This window comes from Pseudomonas sp. IT-196MI5, assembly GCF_949767415.1.
Lineage (GTDB): Bacteria > Pseudomonadota > Gammaproteobacteria > Pseudomonadales > Pseudomonadaceae > Aquipseudomonas.
Genome location: NZ_CATKPZ010000011.1, coordinates 267,686 through 292,439, shown reverse-complemented (window position 1 = coordinate 292,439; position 24,754 = coordinate 267,686). Strand labels below are relative to the sequence as shown.

General features: G+C 61.1%; 23 protein-coding genes. 20 read left to right on the top strand and 3 right to left on the bottom strand.

Features of this window, described 5'->3' with window-relative positions; all coding sequences use genetic code 11:
* Positions 1-196 precede the first annotated feature (196 nt).
* From ACM6IK_RS08910 to ACM6IK_RS08845, 14 genes are all read left to right on the top strand, one after another.
* Positions 197-1,819, top strand: a complete 1,623-nt coding sequence (locus tag ACM6IK_RS08910) for a methyl-accepting chemotaxis protein (RefSeq protein ID WP_414874004.1) — start codon at positions 197-199, stop codon at positions 1,817-1,819.
* Entirely contained in the window at positions 1,819-2,355 is a 537-nt protein-coding gene (locus tag ACM6IK_RS08905; protein ID WP_414874003.1) for a chemotaxis protein CheW, read from the top strand. The genes ACM6IK_RS08910 and ACM6IK_RS08905 overlap by 1 nt, the downstream gene beginning before the upstream one ends.
* The gene (locus ACM6IK_RS08900; RefSeq protein WP_414874002.1) at positions 2,352-3,623 is read left to right on the top strand and encodes a CheR family methyltransferase; all 1,272 of its coding nucleotides are present in this window, start codon (positions 2,352-2,354) and stop codon (positions 3,621-3,623) included. Before ACM6IK_RS08905 ends, ACM6IK_RS08900 begins: the two co-directional genes overlap by 4 nt.
* Positions 3,620-4,300, top strand: coding sequence for a chemotaxis protein CheW (locus tag ACM6IK_RS08895; protein WP_414874001.1), 681 nt, complete (start codon positions 3,620-3,622; stop codon positions 4,298-4,300). Before ACM6IK_RS08900 ends, ACM6IK_RS08895 begins: the two co-directional genes overlap by 4 nt.
* A complete protein-coding gene (locus tag ACM6IK_RS08890) occupies positions 4,297-6,576 on the top strand; it encodes a hybrid sensor histidine kinase/response regulator (protein WP_414874000.1) in 2,280 nt (759 codons plus the stop codon). Before ACM6IK_RS08895 ends, ACM6IK_RS08890 begins: the two co-directional genes overlap by 4 nt.
* The gene (locus ACM6IK_RS08885; RefSeq protein ID WP_414873999.1) at positions 6,573-7,583 is read left to right on the top strand and encodes a chemotaxis response regulator protein-glutamate methylesterase; all 1,011 of its coding nucleotides are present in this window, start codon (positions 6,573-6,575) and stop codon (positions 7,581-7,583) included. The genes ACM6IK_RS08890 and ACM6IK_RS08885 overlap by 4 nt, the downstream gene beginning before the upstream one ends.
* A 48-nt stretch (positions 7,584-7,631) precedes the next feature.
* Entirely contained in the window at positions 7,632-8,633 is a 1,002-nt protein-coding gene (locus ACM6IK_RS08880) for a diguanylate cyclase domain-containing protein (protein ID WP_414873998.1), read from the top strand.
* A 259-nt stretch (positions 8,634-8,892) separates the two neighbouring features.
* Positions 8,893-9,988 (top strand): peptide chain release factor 2 gene (gene prfB, locus ACM6IK_RS08875; RefSeq protein ID WP_414873997.1). Its coding sequence is split into 2 segments (ribosomal slippage): positions 8,893-8,964 and positions 8,966-9,988, totalling 1,095 coding nucleotides; the frame shifts between segments, so codons are not numbered across the junction.
* 111 nt (positions 9,989-10,099) lie between these two features.
* The gene (gene lysS, locus ACM6IK_RS08870; protein ID WP_414873996.1) at positions 10,100-11,602 is read left to right on the top strand and encodes a lysine--tRNA ligase; all 1,503 of its coding nucleotides are present in this window, start codon (positions 10,100-10,102) and stop codon (positions 11,600-11,602) included.
* A 99-nt stretch (positions 11,603-11,701) separates the two neighbouring features.
* On the top strand, positions 11,702-12,418 hold the full coding sequence (locus tag ACM6IK_RS08865; RefSeq protein WP_056721047.1) for a TetR/AcrR family transcriptional regulator: 717 nt from the start codon (positions 11,702-11,704) through the stop codon (positions 12,416-12,418).
* 158 nt (positions 12,419-12,576) lie between these two features.
* Positions 12,577-13,131 carry a hypothetical protein gene (locus ACM6IK_RS08860; protein ID WP_414873995.1) on the top strand — a complete coding sequence of 185 codons (555 nt, stop codon included), beginning with the start codon at positions 12,577-12,579 and terminating at the stop codon, positions 13,129-13,131.
* 32 nt (positions 13,132-13,163) lie between these two features.
* On the top strand, positions 13,164-14,441 hold the full coding sequence (locus ACM6IK_RS08855) for a flavohemoglobin expression-modulating QEGLA motif protein (RefSeq protein ID WP_414873994.1): 1,278 nt from the start codon (positions 13,164-13,166) through the stop codon (positions 14,439-14,441).
* 148 nt (positions 14,442-14,589) lie between these two features.
* Complete coding sequence (locus tag ACM6IK_RS08850) at positions 14,590-15,504, top strand: alpha/beta hydrolase (protein WP_414873993.1); 915 nt, start codon at positions 14,590-14,592, stop codon at positions 15,502-15,504.
* A complete protein-coding gene (locus ACM6IK_RS08845) occupies positions 15,501-15,830 on the top strand; it encodes a hypothetical protein (RefSeq protein WP_223546606.1) in 330 nt (109 codons plus the stop codon). The genes ACM6IK_RS08850 and ACM6IK_RS08845 overlap by 4 nt, the downstream gene beginning before the upstream one ends.
* Before the next feature lie 139 nt (positions 15,831-15,969).
* Here ACM6IK_RS08845 and ACM6IK_RS08840 read toward each other — a convergent pair whose 3' ends face one another.
* From ACM6IK_RS08840 to ACM6IK_RS08830, 3 genes are all read right to left on the bottom strand, one after another.
* Entirely contained in the window at positions 15,970-16,767 is a 798-nt protein-coding gene (locus tag ACM6IK_RS08840; RefSeq protein ID WP_414873992.1) for an OmpA family protein, read from the bottom strand.
* A gap of 46 nt (positions 16,768-16,813) precedes the next feature.
* The gene (locus ACM6IK_RS08835; protein ID WP_414873991.1) at positions 16,814-17,227 is read right to left on the bottom strand and encodes a DUF4398 domain-containing protein; all 414 of its coding nucleotides are present in this window, start codon (positions 17,225-17,227) and stop codon (positions 16,814-16,816) included.
* Positions 17,228-17,600: 373 nt separating this feature from the next.
* Positions 17,601-17,945 carry a pilin assembly protein gene (locus ACM6IK_RS08830; protein ID WP_414873990.1) on the bottom strand — a complete coding sequence of 115 codons (345 nt, stop codon included), beginning with the start codon at positions 17,943-17,945 and terminating at the stop codon, positions 17,601-17,603.
* A gap of 200 nt (positions 17,946-18,145) precedes the next feature.
* On the opposite strand from ACM6IK_RS08830, the gene ppc reads away from it, so the two are divergent.
* From ppc to ACM6IK_RS08800, 6 genes are all read left to right on the top strand, one after another.
* Entirely contained in the window at positions 18,146-20,776 is a 2,631-nt protein-coding gene (gene ppc / locus ACM6IK_RS08825) for a phosphoenolpyruvate carboxylase (RefSeq protein ID WP_414873989.1), read from the top strand.
* Between the two features lie 288 nt (positions 20,777-21,064).
* Positions 21,065-21,712, top strand: a complete 648-nt coding sequence (adk, locus tag ACM6IK_RS08820) for an adenylate kinase (RefSeq protein ID WP_414873988.1) — start codon at positions 21,065-21,067, stop codon at positions 21,710-21,712.
* 94 nt (positions 21,713-21,806) lie between these two features.
* On the top strand, positions 21,807-22,481 hold the full coding sequence (tsaB, locus tag ACM6IK_RS08815; protein ID WP_414873987.1) for a tRNA (adenosine(37)-N6)-threonylcarbamoyltransferase complex dimerization subunit type 1 TsaB: 675 nt from the start codon (positions 21,807-21,809) through the stop codon (positions 22,479-22,481).
* 232 nt (positions 22,482-22,713) lie between these two features.
* On the top strand, positions 22,714-23,019 hold the full coding sequence (locus tag ACM6IK_RS08810; RefSeq protein ID WP_414873986.1) for a hypothetical protein: 306 nt from the start codon (positions 22,714-22,716) through the stop codon (positions 23,017-23,019).
* Positions 23,019-23,879 (top strand): DUF72 domain-containing protein, encoded by an 861-nt coding sequence (locus tag ACM6IK_RS08805; protein WP_414873985.1) that lies wholly within the window; start codon positions 23,019-23,021, stop codon positions 23,877-23,879. The genes ACM6IK_RS08810 and ACM6IK_RS08805 overlap by 1 nt, the downstream gene beginning before the upstream one ends.
* A 33-nt stretch (positions 23,880-23,912) precedes the next feature.
* Positions 23,913-24,734 carry an isocitrate lyase/PEP mutase family protein gene (locus tag ACM6IK_RS08800; RefSeq protein ID WP_414873984.1) on the top strand — a complete coding sequence of 274 codons (822 nt, stop codon included), beginning with the start codon at positions 23,913-23,915 and terminating at the stop codon, positions 24,732-24,734.
* Positions 24,735-24,754 lie beyond the last annotated feature (20 nt).

The window sequence follows — 24,754 nt, the reverse complement described above, 5'->3', positions numbered from 1 at the left end:
ACATCTCCAATGACCATTCCACGGTCTCTTTCTGCCCAATCATCCCTGACACCCGCCCCCTCAATTAGCGGACAGTCCCAATCCCGAGCCCCCCGGCTTGCCCGTGGGATGAGCGGCGGTGTGCAAGCGTCTTATAAATGAAACACCGCCCTCAGCTATACTCCCCCGCATTTCGTATCAGCCCCGAGGAATGACTGTGAAGAACTGGACGTTGCGCCAACGCATTTTGGCGAGCTTTGCGGTAATTATCACCATCATGTTGCTGATGGTGGTCGTCTCGTATTCCCGGCTGTTGACGATCGAAAACAGCGAGGCCAGCGTGCGTGAGGACGCTCTGCCAGGGGTGTATTACAGTTCGATGATTCGTGGCGCGTGGTCCGACAGTTATGTACGCATTCAGGCCATGCTCGGCCTGGGGGAAGGGCTGGGCTTCACTGCCGAGGATGCCGCGAACTTCAAGGGCTTCGCCGAGCGGTTGAAGGAGCAGATGGACCTCTACCGTGCAACGATGGCCGACGAAGAAGACAGGGTCGATTACGCAGCGTTCGAAAAACTCCATGAGGACTACCACCGGATTCTGGCCGCGGTGATCGAGCTGCATAAACGCAACCAGAACGCCGAGGCCGTCAACATGTTCAACGGTGAGCTGACCCCGACCTGGATAGCGGGTCGAATGAAGATCAATGACATCCTGCAGCATAACAAGACCGTGGCGGACACAGAGATCGCGGCCATTGATGATGCGGTGGTCACCGCCAAAGCCATCATGGGCATTTCCCTGGTGATCGCGGTGCTGGCCGCCGGCCTCTGCGGTCTGCTATTGATGCGCGCCATCATGGCGCCGATGAGCCGCATCGTGAAAATCCTCGAAATCATGCGCACCGGTGACCTTAGCAGCCGCCTGAATCTGGAACGCAAGGACGAGTTCGGCGCGGTAGAGACCGGTTTCAACGACATGATGACCGAGCTCACATCTCTGGTGTCCCAGGCCCAGCGTTCGTCGGTGCAGGTGACCACGTCGGTCACTGAAATTGCTGCCACCTCCAAGCAGCAGCAAGCGACCGCCACTGAAACCGCCGCCACCACCACGGAAATCGGTGCGACCTCCCGTGAGATCGCCGCCACTTCCCGGGATCTGGTGCGCACCATGACCGAGGTCTCCACCGCCGCCGATCAGGCTTCCGTGGCCGCCGGCTCCGGGCAACAGGGCCTGGCGCGCATGGAGGAAACCATGCACTCGGTGATGGGCGCGGCCGATCTGGTCAACGCCAAGCTGGCGATCCTCAACGAGAAGGCCGGCAATATCAATCAGGTGGTGGTGACCATCGTCAAGGTCGCCGACCAGACCAACCTGCTGTCGCTCAACGCCGCCATCGAGGCCGAGAAGGCCGGGGAATACGGGCGCGGGTTTGCCGTGGTCGCCACCGAAGTGCGGCGCCTGGCGGACCAGACGGCGGTGGCCACTTACGACATCGAACAAATGGTGCGCGAGATCCAGTCGGCGGTATCGGCCGGGGTCATGGGCATGGACAAGTTCTCCGAGGAAGTGCGTCGCGGCATGTCCGAGGTGCAGCAGGTCGGCGAGCAGTTGTCGCAGATCATCCATCAGGTTCAGGCGCTGGCACCGCGGGTGCTGATGGTCAACGAAGGCATGCAGGCCCAGGCCACCGGCGCCGAGCAGATCAACCACGCGCTGGTGCAGTTGGGTGATGCCAGCAGCCAGACCGTCGAGTCTCTGCGTCAGGCCAGTTTCGCCATCGATGAGCTGAGCCAGGTGGCCGTCGGGCTGCGCAGCGGCGTTTCGCGATTCAAAGTCTGATGAGTGAAATCCTGGCCAAACGCTCTGCTGTGAAGCAGGCGCTGCATGCATTGTTCCTGGTGTTCCGCATCGGCAGCGAGCGCTATGCCTTGCAAGCTATCGAAGTGACGGAAGTGTTGCCGCGCCTGCCCTTGAAGCCCATTGCCCATGCCCCCGTCTGGGTCGCCGGGGTGTTTGCCTATCAGGGCGCCGTGGTGCCGGTGATCGACTTGAGCGCACTGACGTTCGGTACGCCTGCACAGGCCCGTACCAGCACGCGACTGGTGCTGGTCAACTATCGCCCGGATGAAACTGGCGAAGCACAGCTGCTCGGATTGATTCTGGAACAGGCGACCGACACCTTGCGCTGCGATCCGGCGGATTTTCAACCCTACGGTCTGGACAATCGCCAGGCGCCTTATCTCGGGCCTGTGCGCAAGGACGAGCAGGGCTTGCTGCAATGGGTACGGGTCAGCGATCTGCTGGACGAACAGGTTCGCGCCTTGTTGTTCCCCTCACCGCCACTGGATCCGGCGCTGCTGGAGGAGCGGTCATGAGCAGCGATCAGCGCTTTTTCGACTTCCTCAAAGAGCGTATCGGACTCGACGTGACCTCGGTGGGGCCGGCAATCATCGAGCGAGCGGTGCGCCAGCGCAGCATTGCGGCGCAAGCACCCTCGGCCGATGAATACTGGCGCATCTTGCAGGACTCGCGGGACGAACAGCAGGCATTGATCGAAGCGGTGATCGTTCCGGAAACCTGGTTCTTCCGTTACCCGGAATCCTTCGCCACCCTGGTGAAGCTGGCGAGCAAACGTCTGGCCGAGATCAATAACTTGCGCGCACTGCGGATTCTCAGTCTGCCGTGCTCTACCGGTGAAGAACCCTATTCCATCGCCATGGCGTTGCTCGATGCCGGGCTCAAGCCACACCAGTTCAAGGTCGACGGCATGGACGTCAGCCCATTGTCAGTGGAAAAAGCCCGGCGGGCGTTGTATGGCAAGAACTCCTTTCGGGGTGATGACATTGCGTTTCGCGACCGTCACTTCATCAATGAAGGCGAGAGCTATCGCCTCGATCAGAGGGTGCTTGAGCAAGTGCGTTTGCAGGTCGGCAATCTGCTGGATCCGGCGTTGCTGGCCGGCGAACCACCGTTCGATTTCGTGTTTTGTCGCAACCTGCTGATCTATTTCGACCAGCCGACCCAGAAGCAAGTCTTCGAAGTGCTCAAGCATCTGACCCACGTTGACGGCGTGCTGTTTATCGGTCCGGCCGAAGGCGGTCTGCTGGGGCGTTTGGGGATGCGCTCGATCGGTATCGCGCAGTCTTTCGCATTCAGTCGACAGGGGACGCCGGACCCTGATCCCTTGCCGGCATTCGTTCCAGCGCCATTGCCTGTGCCACAACCGTTGCGCAATCCACCGCCAGTGCCAGTGCGCAGTCGTCCATTCGCCAGTGTTGTGCCGCTGGCTTCTGTGCCGAAAACGTCTGACACCGATACGACCGTGCTGCTGGCGAACATCGCCGCGCTGGCCAATGAAGGCAAAAGTGCCGAGGCGAGGGCCGCTTGTGAAAGCTATTTGCGCAGTCATGAGCCGGTGGCCCAGGTGTTCTATTGGCTGGGACTGCTCAGTGATGTCGTCGGAAACGTCCTCGAAGCCCAGGGCTTTTATCGCAAGGCCTTGTACCTCGAACCGCAACATCCCGAAGCGCTGATGCACCTGGCCGCGTTGCTGCAGGCCCAGGGTGACGCGGCGGGGGCCAGACGATTGCAGGTGCGTGCCGCCCGCAGTACACGCGCCGCCGACAGTGAGCTTAAACGATGATCGCCTCCGACACCTTTCGCGTCACCCGGGATGCCCAGGCCATCGACGACTGCTGGAACCGCATCGGTATCCACGGTGACAAGTCCTGCCCGTTGCTGGCCGAGCATATTCATTGCCGCAATTGTGCGGTGTATTCGGCGGCCGCCACACGCTTGCTCGATCGCTACGCGTTACAGCAGGACGACCGCGGGCCGGTGTCCGTCACGGTCGAGAGCGAGGTGACAACCCGTTCGTTGTTGATGTTCCGCCTGGGTGAAGAATGGCTGGGCCTGGCCACGCGCAGTCTGGTCGAGGTGGCGCCACTGCAGGCGATTCACTCCTTGCCGCACCAGCGCTCCCGAGCCTTGCTCGGCGTGGCGAATGTGCGCGGCGCGTTGGTTGCCTGCCTGTCACTGGTGGAGCTGCTCGGCCTCGATGGCACCAGCAACGTCGCACCCGGCACGCGGGTCGTGCCGCGCATGCTGATCATCGCGGCCCATGGCGGGCCAGTGGTGGTGCCGGTGGACGAAGTCGACGGGATTCACGCCATCGATGAGCGCATCCTCGATACCGCATCGCGCTCGGGTGCTCAGGCCAGCGCCAAATACACCCGTGGCGTGTTGCAATTCAAAGGTCGCAGCCTGCGTTGGCTGGATGAAGAACAGCTGCTGTCCGCCGTGACCCGGAGCCTCACATGACCCCCGAGCAAATGCGCGATGCCTCTTTGCTGGAGCTGTTCAGCCTGGAGGCCGAAGCCCAGACCCTGGTCTTGAGTGTCGGCTTGCTGGCGCTCGAGCGCGACCCGACCCTGGCCGATCAACTTGAATCGTGCATGCGTGCGGCGCACTCGCTCAAGGGGGCGGCGCGGATCGTTGGCGTCGATGCCGGGGTCAGCGTTGCCCATGTGATGGAAGATTGCCTGGTCAGTGCCCAGGAAGGGCGCCTGGTGCTGCGTCCGGAGCACATCGATGCGTTGTTGCAAGGCACCGATTTGCTGATGCGCATTGCCACGCCAGGCAGCACGCCGGGGGACGCGGACATCGACGCCTATGTGGCATTGATGGCGCGGTTACTGGACCCGACGGCGCCGTTGATCGCGCCAGCAGAACCGCTGATGGCCGAACTTCAACTCGAAGCACCCGCGCCCAGGGTCGAGTCGCCGGCGCCTGCCGACGAACCGCCATCGGCGCCAGCTCCGCGCAAGACCACACGCACCACCGAAAACGGCGAACGTGTGCTGCGTGTCACCGCCGAGCGCCTGAACAGCCTGCTCGATCTGTCGAGCAAGTCCCTGGTGGAAACCCTGCGGCTCAAACCGCACCTTGCGACCATGCAGCGCCTCAAGCGCATGCAGAGCAACAGCCTGCGTGCACTGGAGAGTCTCAACGTGCATCTCAAGGATCATGCCTTGAGCCTGGAGGCCCGGGAAACCCTTGAGGATGCGCGCCGCTTGCTCGCGCAATCCCAGCAACTGCTCATGGAAAAGAACACCGAACTCGATGAGTTCGCCTGGCATGCCAGCCAGCGGGCACAGGTGTTATACGACACGGCGCTGGCCTGTCGCATGCGGCCGTTTGCCGATGTGCTGACCGGTCAGGTGCGTATGGTCCGTGATCTGGGGCGCGATCTGGGCAAGCAGGTGCGACTGGAGATTGAAGGCGAGAAGACTCAGGTTGATCGCGATGTGCTGGAAAAGCTCGAAGCGCCGCTGACTCACTTGTTGCGCAATGCGGTCGACCACGGCATCGAAACCCCGGAACAACGCCTGCTGGCGGGCAAGCCGGCTGAAGGTTTGATTCGCCTGCGCGCGTCCCATCAGGCCGGTTTGCTGGTGCTTGAATTGAGCGATGACGGCAATGGCGTGGACCTGGAAAAGGTCCGTCGCAGCATCGTTGAGCGAAGTTTGTCGCCCGCGCAAACCGCTGCTCAGTTGAGCGAAGAGGAGTTGCTGACATTCCTGTTTCTGCCCGGTTTCAGTCTGCGCGACACGGTCACCGAGGTGTCCGGTCGCGGCGTTGGCCTGGATGCGGTGCAGCACATGGTCCGGCAGTTGCGCGGTGCGGTGGTGCTGGAGCAGACGGCGGGCGAGGGCAGTCGTTTCCACCTTGAGGTGCCGCTGACCCTGTCGGTGGTGCGCAGCCTCGTGGTGGAAGTCGGCGACGAAGCCTATGCCTTCCCGCTGGCGCATATCGAGCGCATGTGCGACCTGGAGCCGGCGGATATCGTGCAGGTCGAAGGCCGTCAGCATTTCTGGCACGAAGGCCGGCATGTCGGCCTGGTGGCGGCCAGTCAGTTGCTGCAACGTCCGGCCAGCCAGAACAGCGGGCAAACCCTGAGCGTCGTGGTGATTCGCGAGCGCGATGCGATCTACGGCGTGGCAGTGGAACGGTTTATCGGTGAGCGGACATTGGTGGTGTTGCCGCTGGATGAGCGTCTGGGCAAGGTGCAGGACATTTCCGCCGGGGCCTTGCTCGACGACGGTTCGGTGGTGCTGATCGTCGATGTCGAAGACATGCTGCGTTCGGTGGATAAATTGCTCAACACCGGGCGTCTGGAGCGCATTGCCCGTCGCAGCGACCAGGTGGTCGAGGCGGCCCGCAAACGAATTCTGGTGGTGGATGATTCCCTGACCGTGCGAGAGTTGCAGCGCAAGCTGTTGCTCAATCGCGGCTACGACGTGACGGTTGCGGTGGACGGCATGGACGGCTGGAACGCGCTGCGTTCGGAGGATTTCGATCTGCTGATCACCGACATCGATATGCCGCGCATGGACGGCATCGAACTGGTCACGCTGCTGCGTCGGGACAATCGCCTGCAATCGCTGCCGGTGATGGTGGTGTCCTACAAGGATCGTGAAGAGGACCGGCGCCGTGGACTGGATGCCGGAGCCGACTATTATCTAGCCAAGGCCAGTTTTCATGACGACGCCTTGCTCGATGCAGTGGTCGAGCTCATCGGAGGAGCGCGGGCATGAGGATCGCAATCGTCAATGACATGCCCATGGCTGTGGAGGCCCTGCGCCGCGCCCTGGCATTCGAGCCGGCCCACGAGGTGGTCTGGGTTGCCGGCAACGGTGCCGAGGCAGTGCGCCAGTGTGCGCAGGACACACCGGACCTGATTCTGATGGACCTGATCATGCCGGTGATGGATGGCGTCGAGGCCACGCGGCGGATCATGGCCGAGACCCCGTGTGCCATCGTCATCGTCACCGTGGATCGCCAGCAGAACGTGCACCGTGTGTTCGAGGCCATGGGCCACGGTGCGCTGGACGTGGTCGACACCCCGGCCATCGGCACCGGCAATGCCCAGGAAGCGGCCGCGCCGTTGTTGCGCAAGATCCTCAACATCAGCTGGCTGATCGGCGACAAGGGCAACCTCCCGCGTCCGACGCCGGCACCGTTGCGCAGTTCGGGCTCACGTCAGAGCCTGATCGCCATTGGCTCATCCGCCGGTGGGCCGGCAGCGCTGGAAGTCTTGCTCAAGGGACTGCCGCGCGATTTCTCTCCGGCCATCGTGCTGGTGCAGCACGTTGACCAGGTGTTTGCCGCCGGCATGGCTGAATGGCTCAGCAGCGCCAGCGGCCTCAATGTGCGCCTGGCCGAGAACGGCGAGTCGCCGCAAAGCGGCACGGTATTGCTGGCCGGCACCAATCACCATATTCGCTTGCTGAAAAACGGCACGCTGGCCTACACCGCCGAGCCGGTCAACGAGATCTACCGGCCCTCCATCGATGTGTTCTTCGAAAGCGTGGCCAGTTACTGGAATGGTGACGCCGTGGGGGTTTTGCTCACCGGCATGGGGCGCGATGGCGCCCAGGGGCTTAAACTCATGCGCCAACAGGGCTACCTGACCATCGCACAAGACCAACGCAGCAGTGCGGTGTACGGCATGCCGAAGGCGGCTGCGGCCATCGACGCTGCCGTGGAGATTCGCCCGCTGGACAAGATAGCGCCACGATTGCTGGAGATTTTCGCCAAATGAGCACTTTTGCCCTCATTCCTGGCTCAGGTAGTACTCAGGTGACCGCACATGACTGAATTACAGCTCGACGACTTCAAGACCGACGAAAACGCCGCCATGGTGTTGCTGGTGGACGATCAGGCCATGATCGGCGAAGCCGTGCGCCGCGGTTTGGCGAACGAAGAGAATATCGATTTCCACTTCTGCGCCGACCCGCACCAGGCCATCGCCCACGCCGTGCGCATCAAGCCGACGGTGATTCTTCAAGACCTGGTGATGCCGGGGCTGGACGGTCTGAGCCTGGTACGTGAATACCGCAATCACCCGGCGACCAAGGACATTCCGATCATCGTCCTGTCGACCAAGGAAGACCCGTTGATCAAGAGCGCGGCCTTCGCGGCCGGGGCCAACGATTATCTGGTCAAGCTGCCGGACAACATCGAACTGGTCGCGCGCATCCGCTATCACTCGCGCTCCTACATGACCCTGCTGCAACGGGACGCGGCGTACCGCGCGTTGCGGGTCAGCCAGCAGCAGTTGCTCGACACCAACCTGGTGCTGCAACGCCTGATGAATTCCGACGGCCTGACCGGGTTGTCGAACCGTCGGCATTTCGATGAATACATGGAGCTGGAATGGCGCCGTTCGCTGCGTGAGCAAAGCCAGTTGTCGTTGCTGATGATCGATGTGGATTACTTCAAGGCTTATAACGACAGCTTCGGCCACCTGGAAGGCGATGAAGCCCTGCGCAAGGTCGCCGCGGCGATCAAGGACGCCAGTGCCCGGCCTTCGGACCTGCCGGCCCGCTACGGCGGCGAAGAGTTCGCCCTGGTGCTGCCCAACACCTCCCAGGGCGGTGCACGGCTGGTGGCGGAAAAGCTGCGCATGACCGTGGCCGCCCTGAAGATCCCGCATAACTCGCCCACCGAAGGTTCGAGCCTGACCATCAGCATCGGCCTGTCGACCATCACCCCGAAAACAGGCAGCAATTGCCGCGACCTGATCCTGGCGGCGGACAAGGGGCTGTATTCGGCGAAGAACAATGGGCGTAATCAGGTGGGGGTGGAGTGATCTACCCTATTTCCTGAGCGACGCAAAGCCCTGTGGGAGCGAGCTTGCTCGCGATGGCGTTGTGTCAGTCGATAGTTCCATGGACTGACACGCCGTCATCGTCGGAACGCCGCCCGGAGCAAGCTCGCTCCCACAATGGCCTCAATCGCTGTAAAGAACGTCTGCAACCCCGCCTTTTCGGCCAAGCGGACTGCCGTTACCGACCGTTTCCCGGTATACTCGCCGGCTTTCAAAAGTTCGCCAACGAGTGCTGCCCGTCATGGAAATCAACCCGATCCTGAACACCATCAAGGACTTGTCCGAGCGCTCCGAAACTATTCGGGGGTATCTTTGACTACGATCAAAAGCATGAGCGTCTGACCGAGGTCAATCGCGAGCTTGAAGATCCGAGTGTCTGGAACAAACCTGAATACGCCCAGGAACTGGGCCGCGAGCGCGCTGCGCTGGCGCAGATCGTCGATACCCTGGACGAATTGAACACCGGTCTGGCCGATTGCCGTGACCTGCTGGACATGGCCGTTGAAGAGAACGACGAAGGCGCAGTGGGCGATGTCGTCGCCGAGCTGGCCCGTCTCGAGGAAAACCTCGCCAAGCTTGAATTCCGCCGCATGTTCAGCCATGAAATGGACCCGAACAACGCCTACCTGGACATCCAGGCCGGTTCCGGCGGCACCGAAGCCCAGGACTGGGCCAACATCCTGCTGCGCATGTACTTGCGCTGGGCTGACAAACGCGGGTTCGACGCGACCATCATGGAGCTGTCGGCCGGTGAAGTCGCTGGCATCAAAGGCGCGACCTTGCACATCAAGGGCGAATACGCGTTTGGCTGGTTGCGGACCGAGATCGGCGTGCACCGTCTGGTGCGCAAGAGCCCGTTCGACTCCGGCAACCGTCGCCACACCTCGTTCTCCGCAGTGTTCGTCTCCCCAGAGATCGATGACAAGGTGGAAATCGAAATCAACCCGGCAGACCTGCGGATCGACACCTATCGTTCCTCCGGTGCCGGTGGTCAGCACGTAAACACCACCGACTCGGCCGTACGTATCACCCACGTACCGACCAATACCGTGGTCAGCTGCCAGAACGAACGTTCCCAGCACGCCAACAAAGACACCGCGATGAAAATGTTGCGGGCGCGCTTGTACGAGCAGGAAATACAGAAACGCAACGCGGCGTCCCAGGCGCTGGAAGACACCAAGTCCGATATCGGCTGGGGTCACCAGATCCGTTCGTACGTGCTCGATGCCTCGCGGATCAAGGATCTGCGTACCAACATCGAACGCAGCGACTGTGACAAGGTGCTCGATGGCGACATCGACGAATACCTGGAAGCCAGCCTGAAGTCCGGGCTGTAAGCAATGCAATACGGGATCGGCTGACACCCCCCGAACCCCTGTAGGAGCCAGCTTGCTGGCGATCCCCGGCCGCAGGCCGGGGGCAACGAACCAGATGGAATATCTAAAGACATGAGCGACCTAGAACTCGACCCGCAAGCCCTGCAACAGGAAGAAAACTCCCTGATCGCCCTGCGCAAGGAAAAGCTTGCTGCCGAGCGCGCCAAGGGCAATGCCTTCCCCAACGACTTCCGCCGCGAAAACTACTGCGAGCAACTGCAGAAACAGTACGCGGACAAGACCAAGGAAGAGCTGGCAGAGGCGGCGATCCCGGTCAAGGTTGCCGGTCGTATCATGCTCAACCGTGGCTCGTTCATGGTGATCCAGGACATGACCGGGCGAATCCAGGTCTACGTCAACCGCAAGACCCTGTCCGAAGAAACCCTGGCCGCGGTGAAAACCTGGGACATGGGCGACATCATTGCAGCCGAAGGCACCCTGGCCCGTTCCGGCAAGGGCGACCTGTACGTTGAAATGACCAGCGTGCGCCTGCTGACCAAATCCCTGCGTCCGCTGCCGGACAAGCACCACGGCCTGACCGACACCGAACAGCGTTACCGCCAGCGCTACGTTGACCTGATCGTCAACGAAGACGTGCGCCAGACGTTCCGCGTGCGTTCGCAAGTCATCGCCCACATCCGCAGCTTCCTGATGAAGCGTGACTTCCTGGAAGTGGAAACGCCGATGCTGCAGACCATTCCGGGCGGCGCGGCAGCCAAGCCGTTCGAAACCCACCACAACGCGCTGGACATGGGCATGTTCCTGCGTATCGCGCCGGAGCTGTATCTCAAGCGCCTTGTTGTTGGCGGGTTCGAGAAAGTGTTCGAGATCAACCGCAACTTCCGTAACGAAGGCGTTTCGACTCGTCACAACCCTGAATTCACCATGTTGGAGTTCTACCAGGCCTACGCCGACTACGAAGACAACATGGACCTGACCGAAGAGCTGTTCCGCGAACTGGCTCAGCTGGTTCTGGGCAGCACCGACGTGCCGTACGGCGACAAGGTGTTCCATTTCGGCGAGCCGTTCGTGCGTCTGTCGGTGTTCGACTCGATCCTCAAGTACAACCCTGAGCTGACCGCCGATGATCTGAACGACCTCGACAAGGCTCGCGCCATCGCCAAGAAAGCCGGCGCCAAGGTGCTGGGCTTCGAAGGCCTGGGCAAGCTGCAGGTGATGATTTTCGAAGAGCTGGTCGAGCACAAGCTGGAACAGCCGCACTTCATCACCCAGTACCCGTTCGAAGTGTCGCCGCTGGCCCGTCGTAACGACGAGAACCCGAACGTCACCGACCGTTTCGAGCTGTTCATCGGTGGCCGTGAAATCGCCAACGCCTACTCCGAGTTGAACGACGCGGAAGACCAGGCCGAGCGCTTCATGGCACAGGTGGCCGACAAGGACGCCGGCGACGACGAAGCCATGCACTACGACGCCGACTTCGTTCGTGCGCTGGAGTACGGCATGCCGCCAACGGCCGGTGAAGGCATCGGTATCGACCGTCTGGTGATGCTGCTGACCAACTCCCCATCGATCCGCGACGTGATCCTGTTCCCGCACATGCGGCCGCAAGCGTAAGTGTTTCAATTAAAAAGCCGCCTTTTCAGGCGGTTTTTTATTGCCTGTCTGGTACAAACGTATCAACTTGTTACTTTCATCTGAGAGGAAATACCTGTCGTGATTCGTGCAATAGCTCAAGAAGGTGCAGCGGGTGTCGCCACTGCGGTCGCTGAAAGTGTTCAGTACCAGGGCCGCAAGGCCAGCCGACAGGGCAGCGAGCAGCGACGACAGGAAATCCTGGATGCTGCCATGCGCATTGTCGTGCGCGATGGCGTACGCGCCGTACGACACCGTGCGGTGGCTGCCGAGGCGCAAGTGCCGTTGTCGGCGACCACTTACTATTTCAAGGATATCGATGACTTGCTCACCGATACCTTCGCCCAATACGTGGAACGCAGTGCGGCGTACATGGGCAAGCTGTGGGTGAACAACGAAGGTCTGTTGCGTGAAATGATCGACAGTGGCGATGGCAGCCCGCAGGCGCGCTCGAAGCTGGCGGACGACATTGCGCGGCTGATGACCGATTACGTTCACCGGCAACTGGTCAATCGCCGTGAACATTTGATGGCCGAGCAGGCGTTTCGCCAGGAAGCATTGCTCAACCCACGCCTGGCCGAACTGGTGCGCTCGCACCAGCAAATCCTGTTGCAGGGCTCTTGCCAGCTGTTCCAGGTGCTGGGCTCGCGCGAACCGCATCAGGATGCCAAGGTGTTGACGGCGATTATCGGCCGGATGGAGTATCAAGGACTGCTCAATGTAGACGAGCCTGCCGCCGAAGAGGAAATGCTCGGCATCCTGACGCGCTACATGCACCTGGTGCTGGCGTCGGTGTAGCGCCAGCTGGTGCTTCACCCTGTGGGAGCGAGCTTGCTCGCGATAGCGGTCTGACATTCAACATCTGTGTTGCCAGACACGCCGCCATCGCGAGCAAGCTCGCTCCCACAGGGGAAGGTGTCCACTTCAGGGCGACGTATGTTCATAGGGAGTATTGAATGAAAGCCTGGCGTGTCGTTGTGATCGCCTTGTCGTTCCTGCTGCTCGGTGGCTGTCTGGTGACCTTCAAGGAACCGCTGCCCACAAGCGAACCCGCGCCCAAAGGATTACTTGGCAAATGGACCAGCACCAATGCCTGGGGCGAGCCGCTCAACCTCGAACTGACCCGCATCGGCGACAACCGTTATCAGGCCGTCAGCTACTACCGGGCCAGGCCCAGGGAACGTGAAGCCTACCCGTTCACCCTGTCGCGCCATGGCAACCGCTGGTATCTGTCGGCGAAGGTGCCGGCGCAATTCGGCGGGCATTTCACCATTGGCGGGTTTGAACTGACCGACAAGCATGAGCTGGTGGTCTATAACCTCGACCTCGACCAGATCAACCAGGCCATGAAGCAAAAAGCCCTGAACGGTGAACGCTTGCAGACCAACGACGGCGATGGCGTATTGATCGACAGCAACATGGATCAAGTCGCCGCCTACCTCGACGATCCGGCCAATACCGATGTGTTCGTCGAAGCGGTGCGCTACCAGCGTCAGGCCAAAGCCAAATAACCGGCACCAACAGGTTTCTACAGGAGTTTCGCGTGGACGATTACCAACAGTCGATACGCATTTTGTCCGATCGCATTGTGGTGGCGCAGACGCCGATCCGCGTCCTCGATGCGGTCAAGTGGGATGACAACATTCGTAAGGGCTTCCTCAAGGCCAAAGGCAAGGAAATGCCGGCGGTGGACCGCGACTACTACCTCAACCGGCCGCTGGCGTTCGACTCCAGCAAAGTGAAGCTGGAGTTCCAGAACATCGAGCGCGACATCACCCGCCAGCTCGGCCAGTTCAACCCGGTCGGCCAGATCATGCGGCGCATGTGCAAGGAATACCGCATGGTGGTGCGAATGCTCGAAGCGCGCGGCACCGAGGATTTCGGCCTGATTTCCCAGGAGTTGTACGGCGCCGCGTCCGACGCGTTCCACGCCGGCGACCCGACGCTGTCCGACCTGGGCATGATGTTGTCCGAATACCTGAACAACATCGACGGTCGTGGCGACCTCAAGGATGAACCGAAGACATTGACCGCCAAGGAGGCCGTCAGCCTGCTGCAACACCGCTTGAACAAAGTGTTCGGCGAGGCCGAGGAAACCATCCGGGTATTCGAGTCCGACGGCATCGTCGCCGATGCGGCGGCGGGCGCCGACTACATCAAGATCCGCGCCGACGCGATGTTCAACGACCGCGATGTGCGTGCACTGGAAGTCCACGAAGGGCTGGTGCACGTCGGCACCACCCTCAACGGCCTGAACCAGCCGATCTGCACCTTCCTCGCCAAAGGCCCGCCCTCGTCGACGGTGACCCAGGAAGGCCTGGCGATCCTGATGGAAATCATCACCTTCGCTTCGTACCCGAGCCGCCTGCGCAAACTGACCAACCGCACCCGTGCCATTCACATGGTGGAGGAGGGCGCCGACTTCCTGCAGGTGTTCGAGTTCTTCCGCGAGCAAGGTTTCGAGATGCCCGAGAGCTATAGCAACGCCAGTCGCGTGTTCCGTGGCTCGGTGCCGACAGGTCTGCCATTTACCAAAGACTTGTCCTACCTCAAGGGCTTCATCATGATTTACAACTACATTCAACTGGCCGTGCGCAAAGGCAAGCTGGAGCAGATACCGCTGTTGTTCTGCGGCAAGACCACGCTGGAAGACATGCGCACTTTGCGCCAGTTGGTGGACGAAGGCCTGGTAGTGCCGCCCAAGTACCTGCCGGAACAGTTCCGCGACATGAACGCGCTGTCGGCGTGGATGTGCTTCTCCAACTTCCTCAACCACCTGAGCCTGGACCGGATCGAGGCGGATTACTCCAACATCCTCTAACGGTGACGCGGACCATTGTAGGAGCGAGCCTGCTCGCGATAGCGAACTAACATTCAACAATTATGTTGTCTGATACGCCGCCATCGCGAGCAGGCTCGCTCCTACAGGGGATTGTGTTCCAATCCATTTTTTTGCGAGGTTTCAACGGATGAGAACCCTCGGCATCCTCTGCCTGCTCCTGGTCTTGAACGGTTGCAGCTCGCTGCTGTTCTACCCCGAACCCGGCCAGTTGTTCACTCCGGAAAAGGCCGGGCTCGAGTACCGCACCGTCACCTTGAACACCGCCGATGGCCTCAAGCTGAACGCCTGGTGGCTGCCGGCGAAGAAGGGTGTCGAGGTCAAAGGCACGGTGCTGCACCTGCACGGCAATGGCGGAAACCTGCCCATGCACCTCGGCGGGAGCTTTTGGTTGCCGGAAAATGGTTACCAGGTGTTGCTTGTGGACTATCGCGGTTACGGCTTGTCCGAAGGCGAACCCAGCCTGCCGGCAATCTATCAGGACATCGACGCCGCATTCACCTGGCTGGACAATGCGCCGCAGGTCAAGGGCAAGCCGCTGATCCTGCTCGGCCAGAGCCTTGGTGGCTCGATGGCCGTGCATTACCTGGTTCAGCACCCGGAACGCCAGAAACAACTGAAGGCTATTGTCCTCGACGGTGTGCCCGCCAGTTACCGAAGCATCGGTCAGTTTGCCTTGAGTACTTCATGGTTGACCTGGCCTTTGCAGGTGCCGTTGTCCTGGCTGGTGCCGGATGGTGACAGCGCGATCAACTCCATGGCGCAACTCAAGGATGTGCCGAAACTGCTCTACCACAGCATCGACGATCCGATCGTGCCTCTTTCCAACGGCATCCGGTTGTATCAAGCTGCGCCGCCGCCGCGAGTGCTGCAGTTGACCCGAGGTGGTCATGTGCAGACGTTTGCCAATCCGGTCTGGCGCAAGGTCATGCTGCGTTTTCTTGATGACCCGCAGCATTTCAACGGTCTGCGCCGTCTGGGTGAAACCCCCAATTACCCGGCACCCCCGAATTCTGAAGATGAACCACCAGAGAGTCCGCAATGAGTGAAGAACGTAACGCCATCCCGCTGATCATCACCGGTATCTGCAGCATCCTCGGCACCGTCGGTGCCCTGTGGTGGTACGGCTACCTGCACTTCGCCAAGCCCGAGGATGCGTTGCTGCTCAACGAATTCACCATGCTCAAGACCGTGCCGGGCGAAGACTACAAAGTCTCCCTGGAACCGGCCGCCCAAGTCGCACAGTGCATCGATGGCGTGCTGGTGCTGTTCGACATGGAACAGAAAGGCCTGACCGGCGTGCTGGTCGACAGCAAGAAAAAAGCCGTGCGCTGCATGGGGCAGGAGACGCCGCAGAAGCTGGAGCCGTAACTCAATTTTCGCAGGCAACACAGAACCAATGTGGGAGCGAGCCTGCTCGCGATGGCGGTGTAACAGTCAACATAGATGTTGAATGTTATGGCCTCATCGCGAGCAAGCTCGCTCCCACAGGTTTTTGTGTTGTGGCTGATTATTGGGTGTATGAACTCACCGCCGAACGCGGCATCACCGGCTGACTGTCATTGGAAATGGTCACCTCCACCCGACGGTTCATCGCCCGGCCCGAGGTGCTGCTGTTATCTGCCACGGGGTACTCCTTGCCGTAACCCTGGGCGACGATACGCGCCGGATCAACGCCCATCTTCACCAGCGCAGCACGCACGGAACCCGCGCGACGCTCCGACAGCGACTGATTGTGCGACGCCGTACCGGTGCTGTCGGTATAGCCCTCGACAATCACTTTGCGCTCGGGGTTTTCCTGGAGGTACTGCGCCAGTTTATTGATGTTCGCCAAGCCGTTGGCTTTCAGTTCGGCCTTGTCGGTGGCGAACAGCACATCCCCGAAGGTCACCAGCGTCCCGCGATCGGTCTGCCTGGCGTTGAGGCTGTCCTTCAACTGTTTGATCTGCTGATCACGGGCGTCGAGGCGGGCCTGAGCCCGTTGCGCCGAGGCATCTTTCAGACTGGCCTCGGCGGTGCGCAGGGCGATGGTCTGCTTGGCCACTTCGACGCGCTGGTTGGTCAAATAGGCAAGCTGGTCAACCGTGGCCACGTTCTCCTTGTCCCTGTAGGCCTTATCGGCCTTGTCCAGGTAATCACTGGCCTCCTTGGTTTCCAAGGCCGCAACCTTGGCCGCTTGCGGATCAGTTTGCAGGCCGGTGTAGTTGCTGCGGGCCTGTTCGAGGTTGGCGTTCGGTGGTGTGGAGCAGGCTGTCAGGGCTACGGTGACAGCCAGCAGGGCAGGGATCATCACTTGTTTGCGTTTCATGATTTCGTCCTTTTCGTCAAGTGGGAATGCGGGGGCGCCGCGCCGCTTACTGAACGGCGCGCTGGCTTTCCTGACGCAATTCCTGGACGCCTTTCTGAGCGTCCTTCACTGATTGTTCGGCCTTCATCGCCTGGGCCTTGCGCTCGGCCACGCGAGCGTCCCACTCGGCCTGTTCAGCGAGCATCCGGGCCTGGTCGTATTTCTTGTCGTGCATGGCGATTTCGGCTTGCTTGAGCTTGTCCTGGGCCGACTTCATTTCCACGGCGGCGAACTCGGTACCGCCGGCGCTCACGGCGTCGTTGACGGCCGATTGGGTGACTGCGTACTGCTCGGTCGGCGGGTTACCGGCGCAGCCGGCCAGGACCAGGCAACTGCCCAGGGCCAACGCCGCCAGTTTCAGGCTTTGCGAACAGGTAAATGAGGGGGTTCCGGTTCGGGTTTTCATGGTCTTCAACTCCATTGGGCCAATTCCTGAAAAACGTCGAAGTCCACCCTGGGCAAGGCGCTGAAACCATCAATTGCGGGGTGTTTTGAAACGCTCGTCCCAGGCGTGGTTACTTGGGTTGACCCGAGGCTTTTTTTGAAAGTTCAGAGAATTTAGCCGGCTATTGAAAAAGCCGTGATCGAATGGACAGGGCTCTAAGACGGGGATTTACAGGGTGCGAAGCGCTATGCCGGGCCTTTTACAGGTCCGCGGAAGCGCAATTTTCGAAGTGAAATACAGGCCAATGTGGGAGCGAGCTTGCTCGCGATGACGGCCTGAGATTCAACACATGTGTTGCCTGACACTCCGCCATCGCGAGCAAGCTCGCTCCCACAGGTTTCGTGGAAAATCAGTGCTTCTGTTTGTCGTCAGGCACCGACAAATCGTGCAAATGCCGACGTGACAGCGCCAGAAAGCGCGGGGTCGGTCCAATGTCTTCGTACAGTGGATCGCCTTCTTCATCGGTGGCGACCACGGTCGAGCCTTTGACGTACGGGAAGCTCCTTTCCAGCTCTTCCAGCGCGGCACCGATCAGGTCGCCGAGCAGTTCTTCGGGATGCCGCTTGGGGTACATCTCGACGAGCGCGGCCAGGCGTGCGGCAGACTCCACGTCCAGATGAATCGAGTAGCCGGTGTCGGTCAGGCGACCCTTGGCGTTTTCTTCCCAGTGGTGGGCAAGCTCGCGGATTTTCATATTGACCTCATTGCGCTCCCGCTCGTGGCAGGCAGGGTGAGTGTCCGGCATTGGCCGGCGATAGCCATTGTGCGGCTTATCTTCAGACTAGCTTCAACAGGCAAGGTTTAAAGGCACTTCGTCGTCTTGCTTGTAAGAACCCGTCTGGGGCGGCACTCTTTAGGTTCCTAGCCGCCCGGATTTTTGCTGGAGACCTGCTGATGACCGATATTGATGCACGCTTGCGCGAGGACGTTCACCTGCTGGGTGAGCTATTGGGCAACACCATTCGTGAGCAATATGGCGATGGTTTTCTCGACAAGATCGAGCAGATCCGCAAGGGCGCCAAGGCTGACCGGCGCGGCTCCATGGACGCCGAACTCAGTGCCAGCCTCAATCAGCTCACTGAAGACGAATTGCTGCCGGTGGCGCGGGCGTTCAACCAGTTTCTCAACCTGGCCAATATCGCCGAGCAATATCAGTTGATTCACCGCCGCGAGGAATCCCAAGAGGCGCCGTTCGAAGCCCGGGTGCTGCCGGAGTTGCTTGCGCGCCTGCGCGCCGAGGGGCATGGCGCCGACGCGCTGGCCCGGCAGCTGGGCCGGCTGGAGATCGAGCTGGTACTCACGGCGCATCCCACCGAAGTAGCACGCCGCACGCTGATCCAGAAGTACGACGCCATCGCCGCGCAACTGGCGGCGCAGGATCACCGCGACCTGACCAGTGCCGAGCGCGAGCAGATCAAGACCACCTTGCAGCGTCTGATCGCCGAAGCCTGGCACACCGAGGAAATCCGCCGCACGCGTCCGACGCCGGTGGACGAAGCCAAGTGGGGTTTCGCGGTGATCGAGCATTCGCTGTGGCAGGCCATTCCCAATTATCTGCGCAAGGCCGATCAGGCCCTGCACACCGCCACCGGCCTGCGCTTGCCACTGGAGGCGGCACCGATTCGTTTCGCCTCGTGGATGGGCGGCGACCGCGACGGCAACCCCAACGTGACCGCTGCGGTCACCCGTGAAGTTTTACTTTTGGCGCGCTGGATGGCGGCCGATTTGTACCTTCGGGATGTCGATCGCCTCGCCGCTGAACTGTCGATGCAGCAGGCCAACGATGAATTGAGGGCCAAGGCCGGTGACAGCGCCGAACCTTACCGGGCCGTGCTCAAACAGCTACGCGAACGCCTGCGGGCGACGCGCAACTGGGCACACGCCGCCTTGTCGACGCCAACGCCGGCACCGGCCGATGTGCTGCAACACAACCGCGAACTGCTCGATCCGCTGGAACTTTGCTACCACTCTTTGCACGAGTGCGGCATGGGCGTGATCGCCGACGGGCCGTTGCTCGATTGCCTGCGTCGGGCAGTGACGTTCGGTCTGTTCCTTGTTCGTCTGGATGTGCGCCAGGACTCGTCGCGGCACACCGCGGCAATGACCGAAATCACCGACTACCTTGGCCTGGGAAGCTACGAGGACTGGAGCGAGGAAGAGCGCATCGCCTTTCTGATGCGCGAATTGAGCAATCGTCGTCCCTTGTTGCCGGCGTACTTCAAGCCTTCGGCAGACACCGCCGAAGTGCTGGCGACCTGCCGGGAAATCGCTGCTGCGCCTGAGGCATCCCTCGGTTCCTATGTGATTTCCATGGCCGGTGCGGCTTCCGATGTACTCGCCGTGCAATTGCTGCTCAAAGAGTCCGGCGTGTTGCGGCCGATGCGCGTGGTGCCGCTGTTCGAAACCCTCGCCGACCTCGACAATGCCGGCCCGGTGATCGAAAAGCTGCTGCTGTTGCCGGGCTATCGCGCGCGCCTGCAAGGGCCGCAGGAAGTGATGATCGGCTACTCCGACTCGGCCAAGGACGCCGGCACCACGGCGGCGGCCTGGGCGCAGTACCGGGCACAGGAGCGTTTGGTGGACATCTGTCGTGCGCAGCAAGTGGAACTGCTGTTGTTCCACGGTCGCGGCGGCACCGTGGGGCGAGGCGGCGGCCCGGCCCACGCGGCGATCCTGTCGCAGCCACCGGGTTCGGTGGCGGGTCGTTTCCGCACCACTGAACAGGGCGAAATGATTCGATTCAAATTCGGCCTGCCGGACATCGCCGAACAGAACCTCAACCTGTACCTGGCCGCCGTGCTCGAGGCGACCTTGCTGCCTCCGCCGCCACCTACGCCCGAGTGGCGCCATCTGATGGACGAACTGGCCGCAGACGGTGTCAGCGCTTACCGCGCCGTGGTGCGGGAAAATCCGCAGTTCGTGGAGTATTTCCGCCAGTCCACGCCGGAACAGGAGCTCGGTCGTTTGCCGCTGGGCAGTCGTCCGGCCAAGCGCCGGGCCGGGGGGATCGAAAGCCTGCGGGCGATTCCGTGGATTTTCGGCTGGACCCAGACGCGCCTGATGCTGCCGGCCTGGCTGGGTTGGGAAGCGGCCCTGAGCAAGGCCCTGGAGCGCGGCGAAGGCGAACTGCTGGGGCAGATGCGTGAGCAGTGGCCGTTCTTCCGCACCCGCATCGACATGCTGGAAATGGTCCTGGCCAAGGCCGATGCCGACATTGCGCAGTCTTACGATGAGCGTCTGGTGGAGCCGAATCTGTTGCCATTGGGTGCGCATTTACGCGACCTATTGTCGCAGGCATGCACCATCGTTCTCGGCCTGACCGGGCAGTCGCAGCTGCTGGCACATAGCCCGGCGACCCTTGAGTTCATCCGCTTGCGCAACACTTACCTCGACCCGCTTCATCTATTGCAGGCCGAGTTGCTGGCCCGTTCAAGAGTGCAGGACGTGGCGCAGGGCAGCCCGGTAGAACAGGCGTTGCTGGTGTCTGTGGCGGGGATTGCCGCCGGTTTGCGTAACACCGGCTAAGGTTTTTGCCGTGGGGTCAGGCATCCGGCAGGTGAGTCGGATGCCGCCGTATGACGGGTTGAAAAGTGCTGTCAGGCGACAGTTATTGATGGGGTTGCGACTTGGCAAACCGCGCGCAATGGTCGCAAGAGGGAGCGGTTTCTCCGACTTTTGGCGTCTTGTGTGGGCGCACCCTGCTGTGTATCTTGAGCAGCCTTTGGCCGTTTGGGCGGTCACGACCCTATTTTTGAGATTGGCCCCACGAGGCGAATCTGACGTTATCCATATAAAAAATTGAGGAGCACATCGATGCGCGTCATTCTGCTGGGAGCTCCCGGGGCCGGTAAAGGTACTCAGGCTAAGTTCATCACCGAAAAATTCGGCATTCCGCAAATCTCCACCGGCGACATGCTGCGTGCAGCGGTCAAGGCCGGTACCGAGTTGGGCATCAAAGCCAAGAGCATCATGGATGCCGGTGGCCTGGTGTCCGATGACCTGATCATCGCACTGGTCAAGGACCGCATCGCCCAGTCCGACTGCGCCAACGGTTTCCTGTTCGACGGCTTCCCGCGCACCATTCCCCAGGCTGAAGCCCTGGTGACGGCCGGCGTCGAGCTGGATGCCGTGGTTGAAATCGCCGTCGAAGACGAAGAAATCGTCCAGCGTATCGCCGGTCGCCGTGTTCACGAGGCCAGCGGCCGCGTGTACCACATCGTCTACAACCCGCCGAAAGTAGCTGGCAAGGACGACGTCACCGGTGAAGAGCTGGTACAGCGCAAGGACGACACCGAAGAAACCGTGCGTCATCGCCTGTCGGTCTACCACTCCCAGACCAAGCCGCTGGTGGAGTTCTACCAGACGCTGTCCGCTGCCAATGGCAAGCCTAAGTACAGCCACATCGAAGGCGTCGGTTCGGTTGAAGCGATCACCGCCAAGGTGCTTGCAGCCCTGAGCTGAAAAACCTGATCCGCTGCATCATCCACGGCCCGCTTGCGGGCCGTAGTTGTTTATACTGACGCACTTTTTTCTGATCTTTCTTGTGGATACATCGATGAGCACCTTGCTGGCCCTGGACACCGCGACTGAAGCTTGCTCCGTTGCCTTGCTGCATGACGGCAAGGTCACGAGCCATTACGAGGTGATCCCGCGCCTGCACGCGCAGAAGCTGTTGCCGATGATCAAGCAATTGCTGGCCGACGCGGGCACCACGCTGCAAGCGGTCGATGCCATCGCATTTGGCCGTGGCCCAGGCGCCTTTACGGGCGTACGCATTGCCATCGGCGTGGTGCAAGGCCTGGCGTTTGCCCTGGATCGCCCAGTGTTGCCGGTGTCGAACCTGGCCGTGCTGGCGCAACGTGCGCTGCGCGAACACGGCGCCACTCAGGTCGCCGCCGCCATCGATGCGCGCATGGATGAAGTGTATTGGGGCTGCTACCGTGAAACGGCCGGGGAGATGCGCCTGGTGGGTAAGGAAGCGGTATTGCCGCCGGAGTCCGCTGCATTGCCGGCCGATGCCAGCGGCGAATGGTTCGGCGCAGGCACCGGTTGGGGATATGCCGAGCGTATCGCCGTCAGCCTGAGCGGGCAGGACGCGGGCATGTTGCCCCATGCTGAGGATCTGCTGACCCTGGCGCGATTTGCCTGGGAGCGTGGCGAGGCAATCGTGGCTGATGAGGCGCAGCCGGTTTATCTGCGTGACAAGGTGGCGACGCCTAAAGCTCGATAATTTGCTGGACCGGGCTGGTCCAATCGCGAGCAAGCTCGCTCCCACAGGTTCTGCGCAAACCCCTGTGGGAGCGAGCTTGCTCGCGATGCGATCTACCGGTTTTCACCAATCGTGATTTTCTAACCCCGGCTTTTAAACCTTTTGCCTTTTATGTGTTCTAGTTATCACTCGGCGGTTTGCGATGTGGGAAATGCGCCACTAAACTGCCATCACAGATTCCGAGTATGCACGCATGCGTATAGACGGCGCCTCCTCTCAGTCCTACCCCATCAAGCGCAAACCTCGCCAAGGCCGCGTGCTGGAAGACGACGCCATTGATATCGACGGCGAGCTGGAACTCCCGACCGAAGAACAACTGGCTGCTCGCGCTGCCAAAGCCTCTGCGCAAAAACTGAGCAATCTCCCCGCCCGTCAGCAAGACCTGATTTACCACCGTGCCATGAGCAAAAGCGTGGCGATGGCCCTGGCCAGCTACCTGAGCACCGCCGGTTTCGTCGATTGGGAAGCGGATGTGCTGGGTCTCGACCTGTACATCTGATGTTGCTGCCGTATTACCTTGGTTGTCCGTCCTGGAGCGAGAACGCCTGGCGCGATTACCTGTATCCGCCGGACGCGAAACCCGCCAGTTTTCTTGAACTCTATTCCCAGGTATTCAATGCCGTGGAAGGCAACACGACCTTCTACGCGAGCCCGGCTGCCAGTACCGTGCAACGTTGGGCCGACACCATGCCCGAGCACTTTCGTTTCACCGCCAAGTTTCCCGGCCAGATCAGCCACGGTGGAGACCTGCGCGAGCAACTGACCGATGCCGAAACCTTCGTGCAATTGCTCAGCCCTCTCGGTGAGCGGGTTTCGCCACTGTGGTTGCAGCTGTCGAAAAGCTTCACGCCCCAACGATTGCCCGAACTGGCCGGATTCATCGATGCCCTGCAGCGGCCACTGGCCGTGGAAGTGCGGCATGACGAGTTTTTCGCCAAGGGTGACAGCGAGCGAATGCTCAATCGTCTGCTGCTGGATCGTGGCGTCGAACGCATCTGTCTCGATCCCCGTGCGCTGTTCAGTTGCACCTCGACCGAACCTTCGGTGCTCCACGCACAATCGAAGAAACCCCGTGTGCCGCCGCGTCCGGCGGCATTCACCCAATGCCCGCAGGTGCGTTTTATCGGCCATCCGACGCTTGAGGCCAACGATACGTTCCTGGAACCGTGGGTCGAAAAGATCGCGGTGTGGATCGAAGAAGGTCGCACGCCGTACATCTTCCTGCACACCGCCGACAACGTACTGGCCGCAAAACTGGCGCAGCGCTTTCACGCCAGGCTGATGCTGCGTTTGCCTGGCTTGCCGGCGCTGCCTGAGCTATACAGAGAACCCGCCATCGAGCAACTTGGCCTGCTCTGAGGCGGATTCTTTCCCCCTTCAGGAGCCTGACCAATGGACGCGCAAACCCTTCGAGCCCAAGCGTTCAAAGCCCTTCATGAACGCCCCGGGGCTTTTGTGATTCCCAATCCGTGGGATGCCGGCTCGGCGAAGATGCTTGCCAGCATCGGCTTCGAGGCGCTGGCGACCACCAGTGCCGGTTATGCCTTTTCCCAGGGCCGTGCCGACGGCGGATTGACCCTCGACGATACCCTGCTGAACGTTCAGGCGATTGTCGCCGCCACCGACCTGCCGGTTGCCGTGGACCTGGAAAACGGCTTTGCCGACAACCCGGCCGACTGCGCGAAAAGCATCTTGCGCGCGGCAGAGGCCGGCGCCGTCGGTGGTTCGATTGAAGATGCCACCGGCCGCGAAGAAGGCCCGATCTACTGTTTCGAACATGCCGTGGCGCGCATAGAGGCCGCTGTCGCGGCCGCTCGCCGTCTGCCGTTCCACTTTACGTTGACTGCCCGGGCGGAAAACTTCCTGCACGGCAATCCCGATCTGGCCGACACCATCCACCGCTTGCAGGCATTCGCCGAGGCCGGTGCCGATGTGCTCTACGCGCCGGGTCTGCGCAGCGCCGAGGAGGTGTTGGCGGTGGTGCGCGCCGTGGCGCCGAAACCTGTGAATGTGTTGATGTCGGGGGGCTTGAAGCTGACGGTCGCGCAGTTGGGTGAGATGGGCGTCAAACGCATCAGCGTCGGTTCGGCGCTGGCATTGGCGGCCTATGGCGAATTCTTTCGCGCCGCCGAAGAGATCCAGACGTCAGGCACGTTCGGTTTCACCTCCCGATCGATGCCGTACCAGAAGGCCAATCAGTTCTTTAAAGGCTGAGAGAAGAGGGCGCAACTGAA